18 protein-coding genes are annotated in these 15724 nt (G+C 71.6%); 9 read left to right on the top strand and 9 right to left on the bottom strand.

Annotated features, from left to right (window positions below; translation table 11 throughout):
- Window positions 1-193 precede the first annotated feature (193 nt).
- Window positions 194-970: an alpha/beta fold hydrolase gene (locus tag IEZ12_RS25285; protein ID WP_189274976.1), complete on the bottom strand. Its 777-nt coding sequence runs from the start codon at window positions 968-970 to the stop codon at window positions 194-196.
- Between the two features lie 359 nt (window positions 971-1329).
- Between IEZ12_RS25285 and IEZ12_RS25280 the strand changes: the two genes are divergently transcribed.
- A complete protein-coding gene (locus IEZ12_RS25280) occupies window positions 1330-2190 on the top strand; it encodes an S-methyl-5'-thioadenosine phosphorylase (RefSeq protein WP_189274974.1) in 861 nt (286 codons plus the stop codon).
- Window positions 2191-2398: 208 nt separating this feature from the next.
- Here IEZ12_RS25280 and IEZ12_RS25275 read toward each other — a convergent pair whose 3' ends face one another.
- Window positions 2399-2722, bottom strand: a complete 324-nt coding sequence (locus tag IEZ12_RS25275) for a hypothetical protein (RefSeq protein ID WP_189274972.1) — start codon at window positions 2720-2722, stop codon at window positions 2399-2401.
- A gap of 354 nt (window positions 2723-3076) precedes the next feature.
- Here IEZ12_RS25275 and IEZ12_RS25270 point away from each other — a divergent pair, with 354 nt between their 5' ends.
- The gene (locus IEZ12_RS25270; protein WP_189274971.1) at window positions 3077-3421 is read left to right on the top strand and encodes a hypothetical protein; all 345 of its coding nucleotides are present in this window, start codon (window positions 3077-3079) and stop codon (window positions 3419-3421) included.
- Window positions 3422-3602: 181 nt separating this feature from the next.
- On the opposite strand, the gene ku is transcribed toward IEZ12_RS25270, so the two are convergent.
- Complete coding sequence (ku, locus tag IEZ12_RS25265; RefSeq protein WP_189274969.1) at window positions 3603-4604, bottom strand: non-homologous end joining protein Ku; 1002 nt, start codon at window positions 4602-4604, stop codon at window positions 3603-3605.
- 32 nt (window positions 4605-4636) lie between these two features.
- Between ku and ligD the strand changes: the two genes are divergently transcribed.
- On the top strand, window positions 4637-5536 hold the full coding sequence (gene ligD, locus IEZ12_RS25260; RefSeq protein WP_189274968.1) for a non-homologous end-joining DNA ligase: 900 nt from the start codon (window positions 4637-4639) through the stop codon (window positions 5534-5536).
- 118 nt (window positions 5537-5654) lie between these two features.
- Here ligD and IEZ12_RS25255 read toward each other — a convergent pair whose 3' ends face one another.
- Window positions 5655-6563, bottom strand: coding sequence for a GNAT family N-acetyltransferase (locus IEZ12_RS25255; protein ID WP_229847974.1), 909 nt, complete (start codon window positions 6561-6563; stop codon window positions 5655-5657).
- A 287-nt stretch (window positions 6564-6850) separates the two neighbouring features.
- Complete coding sequence (locus IEZ12_RS25250) at window positions 6851-7612, bottom strand: alpha/beta fold hydrolase (RefSeq protein WP_189274966.1); 762 nt, start codon at window positions 7610-7612, stop codon at window positions 6851-6853.
- 109 nt (window positions 7613-7721) lie between these two features.
- On the opposite strand from IEZ12_RS25250, the gene IEZ12_RS25245 reads away from it, so the two are divergent.
- Complete coding sequence (locus IEZ12_RS25245; RefSeq protein WP_189274964.1) at window positions 7722-8513, top strand: DNA-formamidopyrimidine glycosylase family protein; 792 nt, start codon at window positions 7722-7724, stop codon at window positions 8511-8513.
- A 73-nt stretch (window positions 8514-8586) separates the two neighbouring features.
- Here the strand turns inward: IEZ12_RS25245 and IEZ12_RS25240 are convergent, their stop codons facing one another.
- The gene (locus IEZ12_RS25240; RefSeq protein WP_189274962.1) at window positions 8587-9222 is read right to left on the bottom strand and encodes a nucleoside/nucleotide kinase family protein; all 636 of its coding nucleotides are present in this window, start codon (window positions 9220-9222) and stop codon (window positions 8587-8589) included.
- A gap of 76 nt (window positions 9223-9298) precedes the next feature.
- Here IEZ12_RS25240 and IEZ12_RS25235 point away from each other — a divergent pair, with 76 nt between their 5' ends.
- The 3 genes from IEZ12_RS25235 to IEZ12_RS39035 are packed head-to-tail and all read left to right on the top strand — an operon-like array spanning window position 9299 to window position 10322.
- Entirely contained in the window at window positions 9299-9802 is a 504-nt protein-coding gene (locus tag IEZ12_RS25235; protein WP_043907437.1) for an HD domain-containing protein, read from the top strand.
- Between the two features lie 59 nt (window positions 9803-9861).
- Window positions 9862-10035 (top strand): hypothetical protein, encoded by a 174-nt coding sequence (locus tag IEZ12_RS39040; protein WP_229847973.1) that lies wholly within the window; start codon window positions 9862-9864, stop codon window positions 10033-10035.
- Window positions 10032-10322, top strand: a complete 291-nt coding sequence (locus IEZ12_RS39035; protein ID WP_229847972.1) for a dsRBD fold-containing protein — start codon at window positions 10032-10034, stop codon at window positions 10320-10322. Before IEZ12_RS39040 ends, IEZ12_RS39035 begins: the two co-directional genes overlap by 4 nt.
- Before the next feature lie 232 nt (window positions 10323-10554).
- On the opposite strand, the gene IEZ12_RS25225 is transcribed toward IEZ12_RS39035, so the two are convergent.
- A complete protein-coding gene (locus tag IEZ12_RS25225; RefSeq protein WP_100589889.1) occupies window positions 10555-10833 on the bottom strand; it encodes a hypothetical protein in 279 nt (92 codons plus the stop codon).
- A 591-nt stretch (window positions 10834-11424) separates the two neighbouring features.
- On the opposite strand from IEZ12_RS25225, the gene IEZ12_RS25220 reads away from it, so the two are divergent.
- Complete coding sequence (locus tag IEZ12_RS25220) at window positions 11425-13305, top strand: M1 family aminopeptidase (protein ID WP_189274958.1); 1881 nt, start codon at window positions 11425-11427, stop codon at window positions 13303-13305.
- Between the two features lie 104 nt (window positions 13306-13409).
- On the opposite strand, the gene IEZ12_RS25215 is transcribed toward IEZ12_RS25220, so the two are convergent.
- Window positions 13410-13970 (bottom strand): dihydrofolate reductase family protein, encoded by a 561-nt coding sequence (locus tag IEZ12_RS25215; RefSeq protein WP_189274956.1) that lies wholly within the window; start codon window positions 13968-13970, stop codon window positions 13410-13412.
- A 267-nt stretch (window positions 13971-14237) separates the two neighbouring features.
- On the opposite strand from IEZ12_RS25215, the gene IEZ12_RS25210 reads away from it, so the two are divergent.
- Window positions 14238-15365: a serine hydrolase domain-containing protein gene (locus IEZ12_RS25210; protein WP_189274954.1), complete on the top strand. Its 1128-nt coding sequence runs from the start codon at window positions 14238-14240 to the stop codon at window positions 15363-15365.
- Here IEZ12_RS25210 and IEZ12_RS25205 read toward each other — a convergent pair.
- On the bottom strand, window positions 15347-15652 hold the full coding sequence (locus tag IEZ12_RS25205; RefSeq protein ID WP_043907430.1) for a DUF2087 domain-containing protein: 306 nt from the start codon (window positions 15650-15652) through the stop codon (window positions 15347-15349). The genes IEZ12_RS25210 and IEZ12_RS25205 overlap by 19 nt on opposite strands.
- Window positions 15653-15724 lie beyond the last annotated feature (72 nt).

The following is a 15724-nucleotide window of genomic DNA, read 5'->3' as shown; positions in this document are numbered from 1 at the left end:
CTCATACGGTTGGCGGACGTCTCCTCCCCCGGAGTGTGCGCCCCCGGCCCGCCCCCGTCGAGCCGGAGAACCGGCCTGCACCGCCCGTCATCGACCGGTCACCCACCCGCCGGCGCCGCACGCCCGCGACGCGTGTCCGGCAGTCCCACCGGGACGGGTTCAGCGGCGGCCGACGGGGGTCTACTGGGCGGGTTCAGCGGCGGCCGGCGAGCGGAATGCACACGCCGTCCGAACCGCCGGCCTCCACAGCCAGCGCGGTGTCGATCTCCTCGGGCAGTGCGGCCAGGCCCAGCAGGGCCAGTGCCAACCCTGCCGCGGTGCGATGCCAGTCGCCGGCTCGGCGCATCAGGGTGTGGCCGCTGCCGAACACCCGGTAGCCGGCCACCCGCGCGCCGTGGTCGCGGGCCCGCAGCGCGAACAGATCGGTGTCCGCAGGCGGCGTCACCCGGTCGCGGTCGCCGTGCAGCATCAGCACCGACCGGCCCCGCAGGTGCTCGGTCGGCTCGTCCCGCGGACACCACGGCGCCAGCGCCACCACGCCCTGCACACACGGGTGGGCGGCCGCCCGCAGCGCCGCCCGGCCGCCCATCGAATGCCCGATCAGCACCGTCGGCACCGGCCCGAGCGTCTCCGCCAACTCCGCCAGCGCCACCTCCGCGTCACGCGCGGCGTCCGCGCGCTCACCGTTCCAGCCACGGCAGCGGTAGTGCACCGTGCCCACCGCCAGCGACCGGCCCGCGTCCCCGCACGGACCGTGCTGCACCGCCCGTTCCACGGCCCGCGCGAACGGGCGCATCCGCAGGCCCGGCAGGTTCAGCGCCGGCACCGGCTCCGGGCCGAACTCCCGCCCGCCGTGCAACACCAGCACCGCCGCGTCCGGCGCCGGCGGCCGCACCCGCCACGACAGTGCCCGGTGCGCCACCCCCGCCCCGACACCGCCGGAGTGCACCGTCAGCCGCCCGTCGTTCATCACACCGTCCTGTCACCGCGCCGACCTGGGCTGCCACTGTACGCGGACGCCACCACCGACCGGGAGCGCACGTACCGCCCGACGCCCGCGCACAGGGGGCAGGCGACGGTCGGGCACGCGGAGCGCTCGGCCGTCGGGCGCGGGGAGCGATCGGCTGTCGGGCACGGGGGAGTCGAAGGGAGGTCGAAGGGAGGCCGAACCGGTCAGGTCCGGTGCGGGACGCCGGACCTGACTGCTCGTAGGGTGGCACCGTGCCCACGGCAGGCCGCACGCCTGCCGAACGGCACCCCAGCCGCAGACCCGCCGGGCGCGCCGGGCCGTGCCGGGCCCGCGTTCGACCGGCAGAGCCTAGGAGAGCCATGGCCGACGTCCACCCGCCCCGAACCGACGGCGCCCCGACCGCCGAACTCGGTGTCATCGGCGGATCCGGGCTGTACGCGCTGCTCGACGACGTCACCGAAGTGCGCGTCGAGACGCCCTACGGGCCGCCCAGCGACGCCCTGTTCATCGGCGAGGCAGCCGGCCGGCGGGTCGCCTTCCTGCCCCGTCACGGCCGCGGCCACCGGCTGCCGCCGCACCGCATCAACTACCGGGCGAACCTGTGGGCGCTGCACTCGCTCGGAGTGCGTCAGATCGTCGGCCCGTGCGCCGTCGGCGGGCTGCGCCCCGAGTACGGTCCCGGCACGCTGCTGGTGCCCGACCAGTTCGTCGACCGCACCTCCGGCCGGGTGCAGACCTACTATGACGGCCGGAGCCTTCCCGACGGCTCGATGCCGGAGGTGGTGCACATCCCGATGGCCGACCCCTACTGCCCCGACGGCCGGGCCGCCGCACTGGCCGCCGCTCGCTCGCTCGCCTGGGAACCCGTCGACGGCGGCACCCTGGTGGTGATCGAGGGACCGCGCTTCTCCACCCGCGCGGAATCCCGCTGGTTCACCGCCAACGGCTGGTCCGTGGTCGGCATGACCGGCCACCCCGAGGCCGCGCTGGCCCGCGAACTCGGCCTCTGCTACACCTCGTTGACACTTGTCACCGACCTCGACGCCGGAGTGGAGACCGGCGAGGGCGTCACCCACGCCGAGGTGCTGGAGGTCTTCGCCCGCAACGTCGATCGCCTGCGCAGCGTCCTGTTCAAGACCCTGGAATCGCTGCCCGCCACCCGCGACTGCCTCTGCTCGCACGCCCTGGACGGCGTGGAGACCGGCCTGCCCGGGGTCTGACGCCGGCCGCTGCTCCGACGCTCGACCCTTTGGATCTGTGGCCCGTTCCGGTGGCATCGGGCCTTGCGACGTCGATCGGCCGACGCCCGTCGTTCTGCGGCGGTGCGTCAGCCGATCACGTTCGTTGAGTGCGTGGTGCGCCCGCCATCAGGGTCCCGCGCCGGCGACTCCGCCCGTCGTCGATCCCGGCCGTTGTCGGCCCCGCCCGCTATCGATTCCGGGCGCGCCGAGTGAAGCGTGCCAGCGCCAGCAGGACCGCCAGCGCCGTACCCCAGGCCGCCACCACGGCGACCAGCAGCGCCGGCGCCCGCAGCGCCACCGCCAGTCCCAACAGTCCGAACGACACGGCCAGACAGCATGCGATCACCACGACCACTGATCGTGGCTTGGCGACCAGCGACCGTCGAAGCCGTGCCAACCTCGCCGGTCGCATCGTGCGCAGCTCGCGTTCCAGCTCCAGATCGCTCCCCAGCTCGGCCTCGATCTGATGAAGGATCAGGAGCTCACGCGGGGAGAGTGCCGGTCCGTCCATCAACCACCTCCGCGCCGCCAGGCAGGCGCGACCGGCGTCCCCTGCCGGCGCGTCCCTACGTCCCAGGTAGGAACAGATCTGCCCGCTGGACGCCGGTTCTAACATGCGAACGTCGGGCCGAACCGCCTTGCTAGCACTGGCGTTTCGTCCCCGGACGACCCATATGCCCCGCGCGCCGCGCCCATCCCATCGGCCCCCGTCGCACCTCTCCCGGCAGCTCGTGCACGGCCGGTGCGACGGCGCGCGACGTGCACGGGAAGAACCGATTCGCCACCAGGCTTTCTCACTACGGTGGTTCGCGCCGGACCGGACCCGCCGATTCCGGCGCTCGATCGGAAAGGCCGTACCACCCCCATGCACCTGCGTCACACGGTTGCCGCCGCCGTCGCCTCGCTCGCCCTGCTGTTCGCCACGCCATGCCCCGCCGCCGCAGCCGTCGGCGAATTCCGGTACGCCTACTACGACGACTTCGGTAACCGTGCACCGGGCGTCCTCGTCGATCCGGACAGCCAGGACTGCCACAGCCTCCGCGAGGTCGCCGACCCCGACACCACCGAACCCGCCTTCGCGCCGCAGAACCTCACCGGCGCCACCGCCACCATGTTCACCGGCCCCGACTGCGACGGCGACTACTACTCGCTCCGTCCCGGCGGCCGTGCCTCCGACCGCCTCAAGCTCCGCTCCGTCATCTTCTCCTGACCCGCGGTCCGTCCGCACCGCACCGCCACGCAGCCGCGCCGCCTCGCCCCAGCCGGGGCTGCGCGCCCGGAGCCGTGCCTGCTCGCTGTCCCCGGAATCGCCGGAGTTCCGTTGCACCCGCGTGGCGTGGGAGCCCTGGGGGTTCCGGGGCTCACCCGGGATGCGTGGAACCGACGGGGCGTCAGGATGCCTTGCGTGCAGCGGACTTCTTCGCCGCGGACTTCTTGGCGGGCGTCGGTGCCTTGGCGGTCTTCTTCGCCGCCGCCCCGCTCCGGCCTGTCGCCGCCTTCCGGGTACGCTTCGCGGCACCGTCGCCCGGCGACGCACCCGCGTCCGTCGCCTCGGCGTCCGCCTCCGACCCGGCAGCGGCCCGACCGCCCTTCGTGCCCCGGCCGTGCTCGCCCTTGGCGGCCTTCACACTGCTGCGCAGCACCGCCATCAAGTCGATCACCTCGGCCTCGCCGCCCTCGGCCTGCTCCTCCAGATGAGGGGCCTCCACTCCGGCCAGCTTGGCGTCGATCACCTCCTGGAGTGCCAGCTGGTACTCGTCGTGCAGCGCGGACAGATCGAAGTCCTCCGACAGCGTGTCCATCAGCGAACGCGCCATCTTCAGCTCCTGCGGACGGACCGTCACCTTCTCGTCCGGCGCCATCCCCTGTGCCGAGCGGACCTCGTCCGGCCACAGACAGGTCTGGAGCACCAAGGTGTCCTCGTGCACCCGCAGGACCGCCAGCGACTCCCTGGTCCGCATGGTCACCTTGGTCACCGCGATCTGCCCCGACTCGCGCAGCGCGTCCCGCAGCAGCACGTACGGCTTCGCCGGGGCCTTGTCGGCCGTGGCCACGTAGTAGGCCTTGGAGAACATCAGCGGGTCGATCGACTCGGCGGGGACGAACGCCAGCACGTCCACCACCTTCTTGCTCGGCAGCGGCAACTCCGCCAGATCCTCGTCGTCGAGCACCACCTGCCGACCGTCCGGGGACTCGTACCCCTTGGCGATCTCGCTGTATGGAACCTCCTTCTCCTCCGCCTCGCAGAACCGCTTCAACCGGATGCGTGAGCCGTCCTTCGCGTGCACCTGGTGCAGAGCAGGGCCGCTGTGCTCCTCGGTGGCGGCATACAGCTGGACCGGCACGCTGACCAGCCCGAACGTGATGACGCCTTTCCAGGTGACCTGTGGCATGGCAAGGCCCTTTCGCGGGGATTTCCCACGGTATGCCCGAGCGACAGGTCACGGAAGTCGAGGGCCGCCGCCTGGTCCTCTCCCACCTCGACAAGGTCCTGTGGCCCGCCACCGGGTGGACCAAGGGCGAAGCGCTCTACTACTACGCGCAGATCGCCCCCGCGATGCTGCCGCACCTGCGCGGCCGCGCCGCCAGCTTCCTGCGCTTCCCCTCCGGGATCGGCGAGGAGGGGTTCTTCGCCAAGAACCCGCCACCCGGCCTGCCCGCCTGGGTGCACACTGTGACCGCGCCCAGCCACGAAGGACCGAAGCAGCGCGTCGCCGTGGACGACCTGCCGACACTGATGACCGTCGCCAACGGTTACGCCCTGGAGCTGCACGTCCCGCAGTGGACCGCCGAGAGCGGACCCGACGCCCACGACCGCCTGGTCGTCGACCTCGACCCCGGACCCGGCGCCGACCTCACCCACTGCTGCCAGGTCGCCCTGCTGATCCGTGAAGCCCTTGCCGCCGACGGCCTGGTCTGCCGGCCCAAGACCTCCGGCAGCAAGGGACTGCACCTCTATGCCGCGCTGCGCCCAGCCCCCGCCCGGCAGGTCGGCGACTACGCCCGCGCCCTCGCCGAACGCCTCGCCCGTGAGCACCCCGCCCTGGTCGTGTCCCGGATGACCAAGGCGCTGCGCCGGGGAAAGGTGTTCGTCGACTGGTCGCAGAACGCGACGGCGAAGACCACTGCCGCGCCCTACACCCTCCGCGCCACCAGCATCCCCGGGGTGTCGGCCCCGGTGAGCTGGAGCGAGGTCGAGCAGTGCGCCGACCCGGCCGAGCTGACCTTCAGCCCGGAGGAGGTGCTCGACCGGTTCGTCGAACAGGGCGACCTGCTGGCCGATCTGCTCAGCGACGACCAGGCGCTGCCGGATCTCGGTGGCTGATCCGAGCGGTCGATCGACAGAGGCGGCCGACCGACCCGGACGGCCTGCTTGCTGTGGATCCGTGGACCTGTGGGCCTGCTGGTCCGTGGGCCCGGCGGACGCGGGCGGTGGTGTGGTGTCAGGACGTGGCAGTCTCCGCAGCGGGTTCGGCGATCAGGGCGGTGGCAACGCGGCGGAAGCCCACGCTCTCGTAGATCCGGGCCACGGCGTCGTCGCTCGCGGACAGGAAGAGCGTGCGTATCCCGGTGGCCCGGGCGTGCTCGACCAGGTGTGCGGTGACTCGGCGCGCCAGGCCCTGCCGTCGCAGGGACGGGAGCGTCGCCACCGCGACGATCTCGCTGACCCCGCCGACCGGCTGGTGGCAGCCGGAGGCGGTGGCCTGACCGTCCGGCCCGACCGTCGCGGCGATGACCGTGCGGCCGGCTTCCATTCGCCCGATCATCCGCGTCACCAGGCCATCGGCTATCGCCGTCCTGGTTGCCTCGGCCAGTTGCTCCAAGCCGGCCTCGCCGACCGTGGTGCCGGGCTCGGCGAAAGCGAGGTGCGGAACGGCGACGGCGCTCGGCAGCAGCGGGTCGTCGGTCGTCAGCACTCGGACCTCCGGGCCGTCCTCCGCCGCCGGAGCGGCAGTTGACGGGCCGTCGAGTTCCAGGACCAGCAGCGGGTGCTCGTGCACCTCCAGGCCGGAAGCCTCGACTGCGGCACGGAGACCCGGCGAAGTCTCGTGCACCCACTCGAAGCTCTCCGGTGCGCCCAACTCGCGCTGGCGGGCTCGGACCAGGTCGACGTCGGCCGCGGTGAACGGCCCGTTGCCGCCCAGGGTCGGGCGCCCGTAGTAGTGCCAGCCCGGCCCCGTGCGGACGAACAGGGTGAGCGGGCCGTGTTCCTCGGCGGTCGCGGAGAACCGGGGAACGGCGTCGTAGAACTCTTCGAGCCGGGCCAGGACGGCCGACGGCCCGCCGGCCTCCCCCTCGGGGGTGGGGGTGACGTCGGTGTCGTGCAGGGTGTTGCGCATCGTGCCGTCCAAGGGTGTGGTGCATCCTCTCGTGGAGGTTGATCATGCGGAATCAAATCAGCGCGATCGGACGCGTGCATCCGTTTTTTCGAACCCTTCGCACGGCTCGTTCGATCCGACTGACCGGTGTGGTGGTCCAATGCCGAATCGGTTCTGCGATGCAGCGATTGGCCAGGTGAGGTGCGGAAGCGAGGTGCAGGGGCCTCCCGCGGGTGGCTGCGAGCGGGCTCCGAGGCCCGAACAGAGTGCCGGAGTTCACCCGAGGGAGGGAATGCAGATAGTGCGCCGCTGACGTGGCGTCAGGCCTTCCACACCTCGGCGAGGTGGGCGATCAGCAGGTCTGCCACCTCGGCCGGGCGCTCCAGCGCGGGCAGGTGGCCGGCCCAGGGGAGTTCGCGGTACTCACCGGCCGGCAGCACAGCCGCCGTGTCGACGGCGATCCGGCGGAAGTCGTCCACGTCGTGCCGGCCGCCGAAGACCAGTGCGGGGGCGACGGCGTTGCGCAGGTCCACCTCGATCTCGGTCGGGTGGATCTCCTCCTCGGGCGCGAGCTGCACCTCGTACGCGTTGCGCTGCATCAGCCGGACCTTGGCCTTGGCGGCCTCGTCCGCGTCCGGCCCGAGCCAGGTGTCCACCATCAGCTCGACCGCCTCGTCCAGCCGGCCGGACTCGACCAGATCGACCTCGCGCTCGCCCAGCTCCACCAGCTCGGCGCTCGGCTCGTGCGTCGAACTGCCCGGGCAGAGCAGCGTCAACGAGTGCACCCGCTCCGGGCGCAGAGCTGCGAACTGCGCGGCCATGTTGCCGCCGAAGGAGGCGCCGATGAGGGAGACCCGGTCGATGCCGAGCTCGTCGAGCAGCTCTTCCAGGTCGGTCAGGTTGCTGTACGGCGCGTCCGCGCAGGGGGTCTCCCCGAAACCGCGGAAGTCGCACCGCACGACTCGGTACCCGGCCTCGCGCAGCGCGTCCCACTGGCCGTCCCACATCCGCCGGTCGCAGACGGAGGAGTGCAGCAGCAGGACGGCGGGGCCGGTGCCGGCCACCTCGTGAGTGATCGTCATCGAGCCAACCTAGAACAGCGGCGTGCCGCCCGACGAGGGAATTTCCTGTCGGCAGACGGGCGGGGGCAGGCCGGGACGCGGTGTCCGTGGCGGGCGGCATGATGGGGGAGTGCCCGAAGGAGACAGCATCTACCTGGTCGCCACGCAGCTCAACCACGCGCTCGCCGGCGGGGTCCTGACGGTGGCGGATCTGCGCGTGCCCGCCCACGCCACCGCCGACCTCACCGGCCGCCGGGTGCTGGAGACGGTGCCGCGCGGCAAACACCTGCTGACCAGGTTCGAGGGCGGCGTGACGCTCCACACCCACCTGCGGATGGACGGCCGCTGGCAGGTGTTCCGGCCCGGCGAACGCTGGCGCAGCGGGCCCGCGTTCCAGATCCGGGCGATCCTCGGCACCGAACAGGGCACCGCGGTCGGCTACCGGCTGCCCGTGGTGCAACTGCTGCGCACCGCCGAGGAAGCCCGGGTGGTCGGCCATCTCGGCCCCGACCTGCTCGGCCCCGACTGGGACGTTGCAGAGGTTTGCTGCCGTCTGCTCGCCGCCCCGCAACGCCCGGTCGGAGCGGCGCTGTTGGACCAGCGGAACCTGGCAGGCATCGGCAACGTGTACGCGAACGAGCTCAGCTTCCTGGCCGGAGTCACCCCGTGGCTGCCGGTCGCCGAACTGCCGGACCTGGACCGGCTGCTGCACCGGGCGCACCAGCTGCTGGACGCCAACAAGCTGCGGCACGGCCACATCACCACCGGCGACACCCGGCCCGGCTGCCAGAACTGGGTGTACGGCCGGGCCCGCCGCAACTGCGTGCGCTGCGGCACACCGATCCGCACCGGCACCCACGCACAGGACCGCACCGCGTACTGGTGCCCGCGCTGCCAGCGCGGTCCGGCGCCGACCGGCTGACAGCGCCGGTCGATCGTCGGTGCCGGGCGGCGGTCGGTTGTTGCCGCTGTCGGGCGCGGGCGGCTGAGGGGCGTCAGTCCTGCTCGACCAAGGCCGGGTGGCGGGGGTCGTCCACCCGGACGGTGAGGTCGGCGAGCGCGGCCGGGTCGGTCTCGGTGCGGTAGCGCTCGTGGGCGGACAGTGTCCAGAGCTGGCCGGCGGGCGTGCGGCGGGCGAGCGCGGCGGAGGACTGGGTGAGGTGCACGGTCAGTTCGAACGGCAGCCACCGGCCGAGCAGGAACGGTCCGTCCAGCAGCAGCACGCCGCGCGGCGGCAGCTGAAGGTAGCGGGCCCGGGTGGAACGGTCGGTCGCCGGATCCCAGAAGGTGGGCAGGATCCGGCCGCCCGCGCCGGGCTCCAGCGGGTCGAGGACCTCGCGCAACAGCGCCCCCTCGTCCAGCCACAGGTCGTGAAAGGCGTCCGGATCCTGCTTGCCGTACTCGAAGCGGACCGAAGCCGGACGAAGGAAAGCCCCCGCCGACACCCGCTGCACCGGTCGGCCGAGCAGTCGCAGCGGCTCCACGAGCGCGTCCGCCAGTTCTCCGGGCCGGGCGGCGGCCGCACCGTCGACCGCCACCCGCAGGCGGCGGTCCGAGTCACCGGGCAGCTGGTGGATCCGCTTCGCGAGCAGGTCGACCAGGCGTTCCGGGGAGATCGGGGTCACCCGCACCGGACGATCACTTCCTTCCGTCGAACGGACTATATTTTCCGACACCTGATCGTCGCTCATCCCGAGGGGACTCACCGTGCGTTCACCGACCCTCGCCGAAGTGGACGCCCTCGCCGCCCGTGCGCACGCCGGACAGCACGACCGGATCGGCGTCCCCTACATCGAACACGTCCGCGCGGTGGCGGCGGGCGTCGCCGCGTTCGGCACCGGCCTGCAGATGGCAGCGCTGCTGCACGACGTGCTGGAGGACACCCCGACCCGTGCCGACGACCTGATCGCCGCCGGCATCCCCGCCGCCGTGGTCGCGACCGTCCGCCGGGTCACCCGGGCACCCGGGACGGACTACCGGACGATGCTGCTCGACATCGTCACCGACCACGCCGCCACGCTCGTCAAGATCGCCGACAACGCCCACAACTCCCGCGCCGACCGGTCCGCCCGGCTGGCCGAGGCCGACCGCGACCGGCTCGCCGCGCGCTACCGCGATGCCCGCGCCGTCCTGTGGCCCGCTGTCGCCGAAGCCGACCTGCGGACCGTGCTGGCCGCCGTCAACCCCGCGTTGCTGGCCGAACTCGACTGAAACGTTCGGCAGGAGCAGGCTGGAGGGAGTAGTGGGGGCCCGACAGCAAGGAGCCCAGGATGTCCGAGATGAACGACAGGCTCAACGACAAGGCGCAGCGCGACGAGGACGACATCCGCGCCGTAGACCCCCTGGAAGGCATCACCTCCGACCAGAACATGCGTGCCTGGGAGGAACCGCCGGCGGAGGGCGAGCGGCTCGCCGAGCCGCCTCAGCAGGAGGAGCAGCGGTGAGCGCCCGAGCCGCGGTGCCTGAACCGCACACCACCGACTGGTCCGTACGCCTGCGGCTGGTCGAGGTCGGCGACCTCACCCAGGCGCACGCCGTCCTCGACACCGGTGTCAACCTGATCGAGGTCGACGCCGAGGCCCACCGCAGCGCCCAGGACCCCGCCGACCCGGCGATCGGCGACGAACTCGCCGTCGGCCGTGCCCTGGCCGCTCTTGGGCAGCAGCTGATCCACCGCGGCTCCACCGCCGCCGAAGCCGTCGAATCCGCGCGCCGTCGCGACACACCGTGATCACCGATCGGCGCGCCGGTACCTCGTGTGCCGGTGCGCCGGTGTGTTCGGGCGTCCGCGTCGCGACGGGTCGACGGGTCGAGTGACCGCGGCAGCCCGTAGCCGCGCGTGACCCTGTGCACTCGTGCGGGGAGGGTCCGCGCAGGGCGAAGCCGAACGGGAAGCACCGAACCCGGGCAGCCCGGAACCCGGGTCGCGCAGTCGGCTGTGCCGCGACCCGGGTTCGGAGGAGTCAGGACTGCGGGGCGGTCGCGCCGCCGCCCGTCTTCACTGCCTCCACCATGTGCTGATGCACCTCGCGCGCCGCCGCCTCGTCGGCCGCAGTCACCGGGCTGCCCTCCACGGTGAACCAGTCGAGTGCCCCGCTGTACTGCACCGTCAGTCGCGCCTCGCCCTCGATCCACATGGTGTGCACCGTGAGATCGCCGGTGATGACGCCGATCTCCACGGTCTTCACTCCACCATGGCCGGACAGAATGCCCTGCGTGGTCCAGGTTGCCCAGGTGTTCACAAACCCGCTCCCATCCGCCCGCCCTCAGGCTGCTCGGTCCCGACCCCACAGGTACCCAACCCGTGGCGACCGTCTTCCACTGTCACCCGGAAGGCCGAAAACCGCCCCCCGAGCGGGTGCGCCGCCAACGGCACCGGCCGGGGGCAGCGCCTCGACCGCCCGGAGATCGGACGTGGCACCGCCTTCCGCCCCGGAGGCACGCCGACGCGCCGTGCCACACCCGCAACGCCCCGCACCGCCGGAAGCCCCCTTCTGCGCCGCCGAACTGCGCTTCCCCGGCGACACTGTGTCCGGAGGGCCCGTCGCCCGCGTCACTGAAGCGATCGACGAACTCGACCCCGGCCCCGCGCAGCGCCGGCGGCAGGAGTCCCCGGCGCCAGCGCGGGCGCAGCCGGTTTCCGACCCTTGTCGGGGCGCCGACCCTTGGCGCTTCGGTGGGATTTTGCCCAATTGAGGTGCATTCCACGGAGGTTGACGGCGTGTGGGGCGTCGTAACGATCTATGGCATGCACCTATCAATTCTGAGAGTTTGCTGGCAATCTGCCCCTCGGCCAGGGCCCCCACAGACCCTGGCGACCGAGAGGAGCATCGATGAGCGACAGACTCCGCGTCCTCGCCACCCGCGCCGCCGCACTGCTGAGCACCACCGTGCTCGTTGTCGCCGGCACCGCGACCCTGACCGCCGCCACCGCCCAGGCCTCACAGGGCAACGGTGGTACGGCGGCCGCGAGTTGCACAGCGACCCAGGTGGTGGCGAACGGCGGATTCGAGTCCGGCACCACGCCGTGGACTTCGTCCAGTGGCGTGGTCACCAGCGGGGGAGGCCAGAGCGCCCACGGCGGAACGTTCTTCGCCTGGCTGAACGGCTACGGGTCGGCCCACACCGACTCGCTGGCCCAGAGCGTCACCCTGCCCGCAGGCTGCACCAGCGCCAGCCTCAGTTTTTGGCTGCACGTGGACACGGCCGAGACCAGTAAGACCACGGCGTACGACAAGCTCACTGCCAAGATCGGCACCACCACGCTCGCCACCTACTCCAACCTGGATGCGGCGGCCGGCTATGTGAAGAAGACCTTTGACGTGTCCGCCTACGCCGGACAGACCGTCAGCATCTCGTTCAGCGGCGTCGAGGACTCCGGACTGCAGACCAGCTTCGTGCTGGACGACGTGGCGCTCGACGTCTCGGGCGGCGGCACCACTCCGCCGCCCACCGACGCCACCCGCACTCCCGCGCCCACCGGGTACACCGTCAACCTGACCAGCGACGCCAGTGGCGCCAACTGGTCCGGTCATCAGAGCATCGGCTTCACCAACCCCTCGGCAACCCCGCTGACCGAGGTGTACCTGCGGCTGTGGGACAACTACCACGGCAGCTGCCCCACGACGCCGATCACCGTCAGCAACCTGACCGGCGGCACCGCCGCTGCGCTCACCGTCGGCTGCACCGCGCTCAAGGTCACCCTGCCCGCGCCGCTCGCCCAGGGTGCAAGCGGCAGCGTCGGCTTCGACCTGTCCATCGCCGTCCCCTCCGGCGCGGACCGGTTCGGACGCGACGGATCGTTCAACTTCATCGGCAACGCCCTGCCCGTGCTCGCCGTCCGTGACGCGGCCGGCTGGCACCTCGACCCGTACACCAACAACGGCGAGTCGTTCTACACGCTGGCGTCGGACTACACGGTCACCCTCGACCACCCGAGCAGCCTGCTCGTGCCCGCGACCGGCACCTCGGTGGACACCCCCGGCAGCAGCGGACGGACCGTCACCACCGCCACTGCCAAGAAGGTCCGCGAATTCGCCTGGGCGGCCGGTCCGTTCACCAAGATCTCCGGCACCTCGCCGGGCGGCGTCGCCGTCAACGTGTACTCCGTCAGCGGCATCAGCTCCTCCAGCGCGCAATCCATGCTGACCACCGCCAAGTCCGCCGTCGACTCGCACGCCGCACGCTTCGGCGCCTACCCCTACGGCGAACTGGACGCGGTGATCGACAACAACTTCTGGTTCGGCGGCATGGAGTACCCCGGCTTCGTGCTCGACCTGGTCTCCACCACCGCCCTCACCCACGAGATCGGCCACCAGTGGTGGTACGGCATCGTCGGCGACGACGAGTACAACACCCCCTGGCTGGACGAGGCGTTCACCGACTACGCCACCGATCTCGCCCTCGGAAGCTCCGGCACCAACTGCTGGAGCAGTGTCTCCTGGGCGTCCTCCGCCGAGAAGATCACCAACTCGATGGCCTACTGGGACGCCAACTCCTCCCGGTACTCGACGGTCATCTACGGCTACGGCAAGTGCGCCCTGCACGACCTGCGTCGCACCATCGGTGACACCGCGATGACCACGCTGCTGCACGACTACGCGGCAGCGCACTGGTACGGGGTGTCCACCACCGCCGAGTTCAAGGCCGCCGCGCAGGCCGCGACGACCGTGGACCTGACGTCCTTCTGGTCCCAGCACCGTATCGAAGGCTGAGCACCGGCCATCGGCCCCGCCCGCCCGGCCCGGACCTCCACCGGGCGGGCGGGGCTGGTGCGCCCCGCTCCCGGAGCAGGCACTCGGTTGTGGAGCGCCGAGTGTCAGTGGCGCCGGTATTTGAGCATGGTGACACCGCTTTCGAAGGTGTGGCTTTCGGCGAGGACCAGGTCGGTTCGGGTGTCGGACGGCGGGAACAGCGGTCGGCCGCGGCCCAGGACCACCGGGTGGACGTACAGGCTGTATTCGTCGATCAGGTCGAGCCGCCGCATCTCGGCGGCGAGGACGGCGCCGCCGACCGCGAGGTCGGATGCGGAGGCGGCTTTGAGGGCGGTGATCGCCTGGGGGTCGACGGTGCGGGCGATTGCGGTGTTCCAGTCGGCGTGGGTGAGTGTGCGGGAGAAGACCGTCTTCGGCATGTCGCGCCAGATGCGGGAGAACTCGACCATGGGCGGGGTGGCGGCCGGATCCTGGTCGGCGGTCGGCCAGTAGTCCGCCATCATCTGGTAGGTGACGCGGCCGTCGAGGAAGCCGCTCATTGCTGCCAGCCTGTGGTTGAAGTGCTCGTGCAACTGGTCGTCGACCAACTGCCAGCCGAGATCGCCGCCCGGGCCTTCGAAACAGCCGTCGAGTAACACGGACATCATCAGGACGAGCTGGGACACCACTGCCTCCCGGGACGTATGCGATCAATGTGGTGTTCGCCAACATACCCGGATGATCGGGCGACGCAATCGGCATCGATGCCCGCGATCGCGGAAATCTCCTGTTGGTGGATGTCGGGGTCAACCGATCGGCTGATGGGCCATCAACTGATCGGTGAGGAACGGATAGCCGAATGTCTTGAGATAGCGTCGCGGCGGCCGGGCACACTCCGGACAACACGGAAACAGAAGGCGCGGAGGTCGCGCCGGAGTTGAAAGGAGATCACCATGCGCGAACTGCAGAGCATGCTGGAGCGCCGGGTCGCGGACGGCACGGTGGCGGGCGCTGTGGCGCTGGTGGAGCGCGGAGGGGCGACGGAGGTCGCGACGGCGGGCGATTTGAGCAGGGAGTCCCTGGTCCGGATCGCGTCGGTCGGGAAGCCGATGACGGCCGCCGCAGTGCTGCAACTGGTCGACGACGGTGTCTTCGGTCTGGACGACCCGGTCGAGCACTGGCTGCCGGAGCTCGCCGATCGGCAGGTGGTGCGAACACCGCAGTCCCCGGTCACCGACACCGTGCCGGCCGAGCGGCCGATCACGGTGCGGGATCTTCTCGAGTCCCGGGCGGGGTACGGCTTTCCGGCGGACTTCTCCCTGCCGGCAGTGGCCTCGTTGACGGACGAGCTGCTCCAGGGCCCGCCTCAGCCCCAGAAGGTGGTGCCACCGGACGAGTGGCTGGCGATGCTGGCCCACATCCCGATGCTCCATCAGCCGGGCGCGGCGTGGCTGTACAACATCTGCTCGGACCTCCAGGGTGTGCTGGTGTCGCGGGCGACCGGACAGCCGCTCGACGAGGCGCTGGCAGAGCGGCTGTTCGAACCGCTGGGGATGGTGGACACGGGCTTCTCCGCACCGTCGGGCGAGGCCGGCCGGCTCGGCCCGCTGTACCGGCCGAACCCGGACGGGACGCTGACCGTGACGGACCCGCCGGGCGGCCAGTGGAGCACACGGCCGGCGTTCCCGTCGGGGGCCGGCGGCCTGGTGTCGAGCCTGGACGACGTCCTCGCCTTCCAGCGGATGCTGGTGTCCGGCGGCCGGGCCAAGGACGGGAGGCACGTCCTGTCCGAGGGCGCGGTCTGGCAGATGACCACCAACTACCTGACGGAGCGGCAGCGTGCGGACAGCGAGCTGTTCCTGGAGGGCCAGGGGTGGGGCTACGGCGGATCGGTGGACGTGGAGCGGCGCGAGCCGTGGAACGTGCCCGGCCGGTACGGCTGGGTGGGCGGCACCGGAACGACGGCCCACCTGGTTCCGATGACCGGGCTGGTGACGATCCTGCTCACCCAGCGGGCGATGACCAGCCCCTCCCCGACGCCGCTGATGCGGGAGTTCTGGCGCTACGCGGCGGGCGGCTGAGCATCCGGGCCGGCGGGAGCTCCGGCCCGACGGTAGCTGGACCCGTCGCGGGTGCGGGTCAGCAACTGAGCCTCGATCAGATAGCGGCGAAGCATGGAGGTGTCGGCATGGACGGTGAGTAGCGCCTCATTGACCTCACGCTCACTGTACGAACGGTCGGGCTCGAACAGGGACTGCGCGAGATGGTCGAGCAGGGCGGTGCGACGGGCCGGCTTGCGCGGAATGGACGTCAGACGGCCATCGGTGAAGAAGGCGGCAAGGGCGGTCGGCGTTTCATTGGCGGACATGGACGCAAAGCCTCGCAGGGCGATCGCCGGGCGGACAACCGGATTTCGGCGCGGGACGCCGGCCATGGGCCG

This window comes from Kitasatospora griseola, assembly GCF_014648555.1.
Lineage (GTDB): Bacteria > Actinomycetota > Actinomycetes > Streptomycetales > Streptomycetaceae > Kitasatospora > Kitasatospora griseola.
Note: the sequence above shows the minus strand (reverse complement) of the source record. Positions and strands in the feature narration are given on the sequence as shown.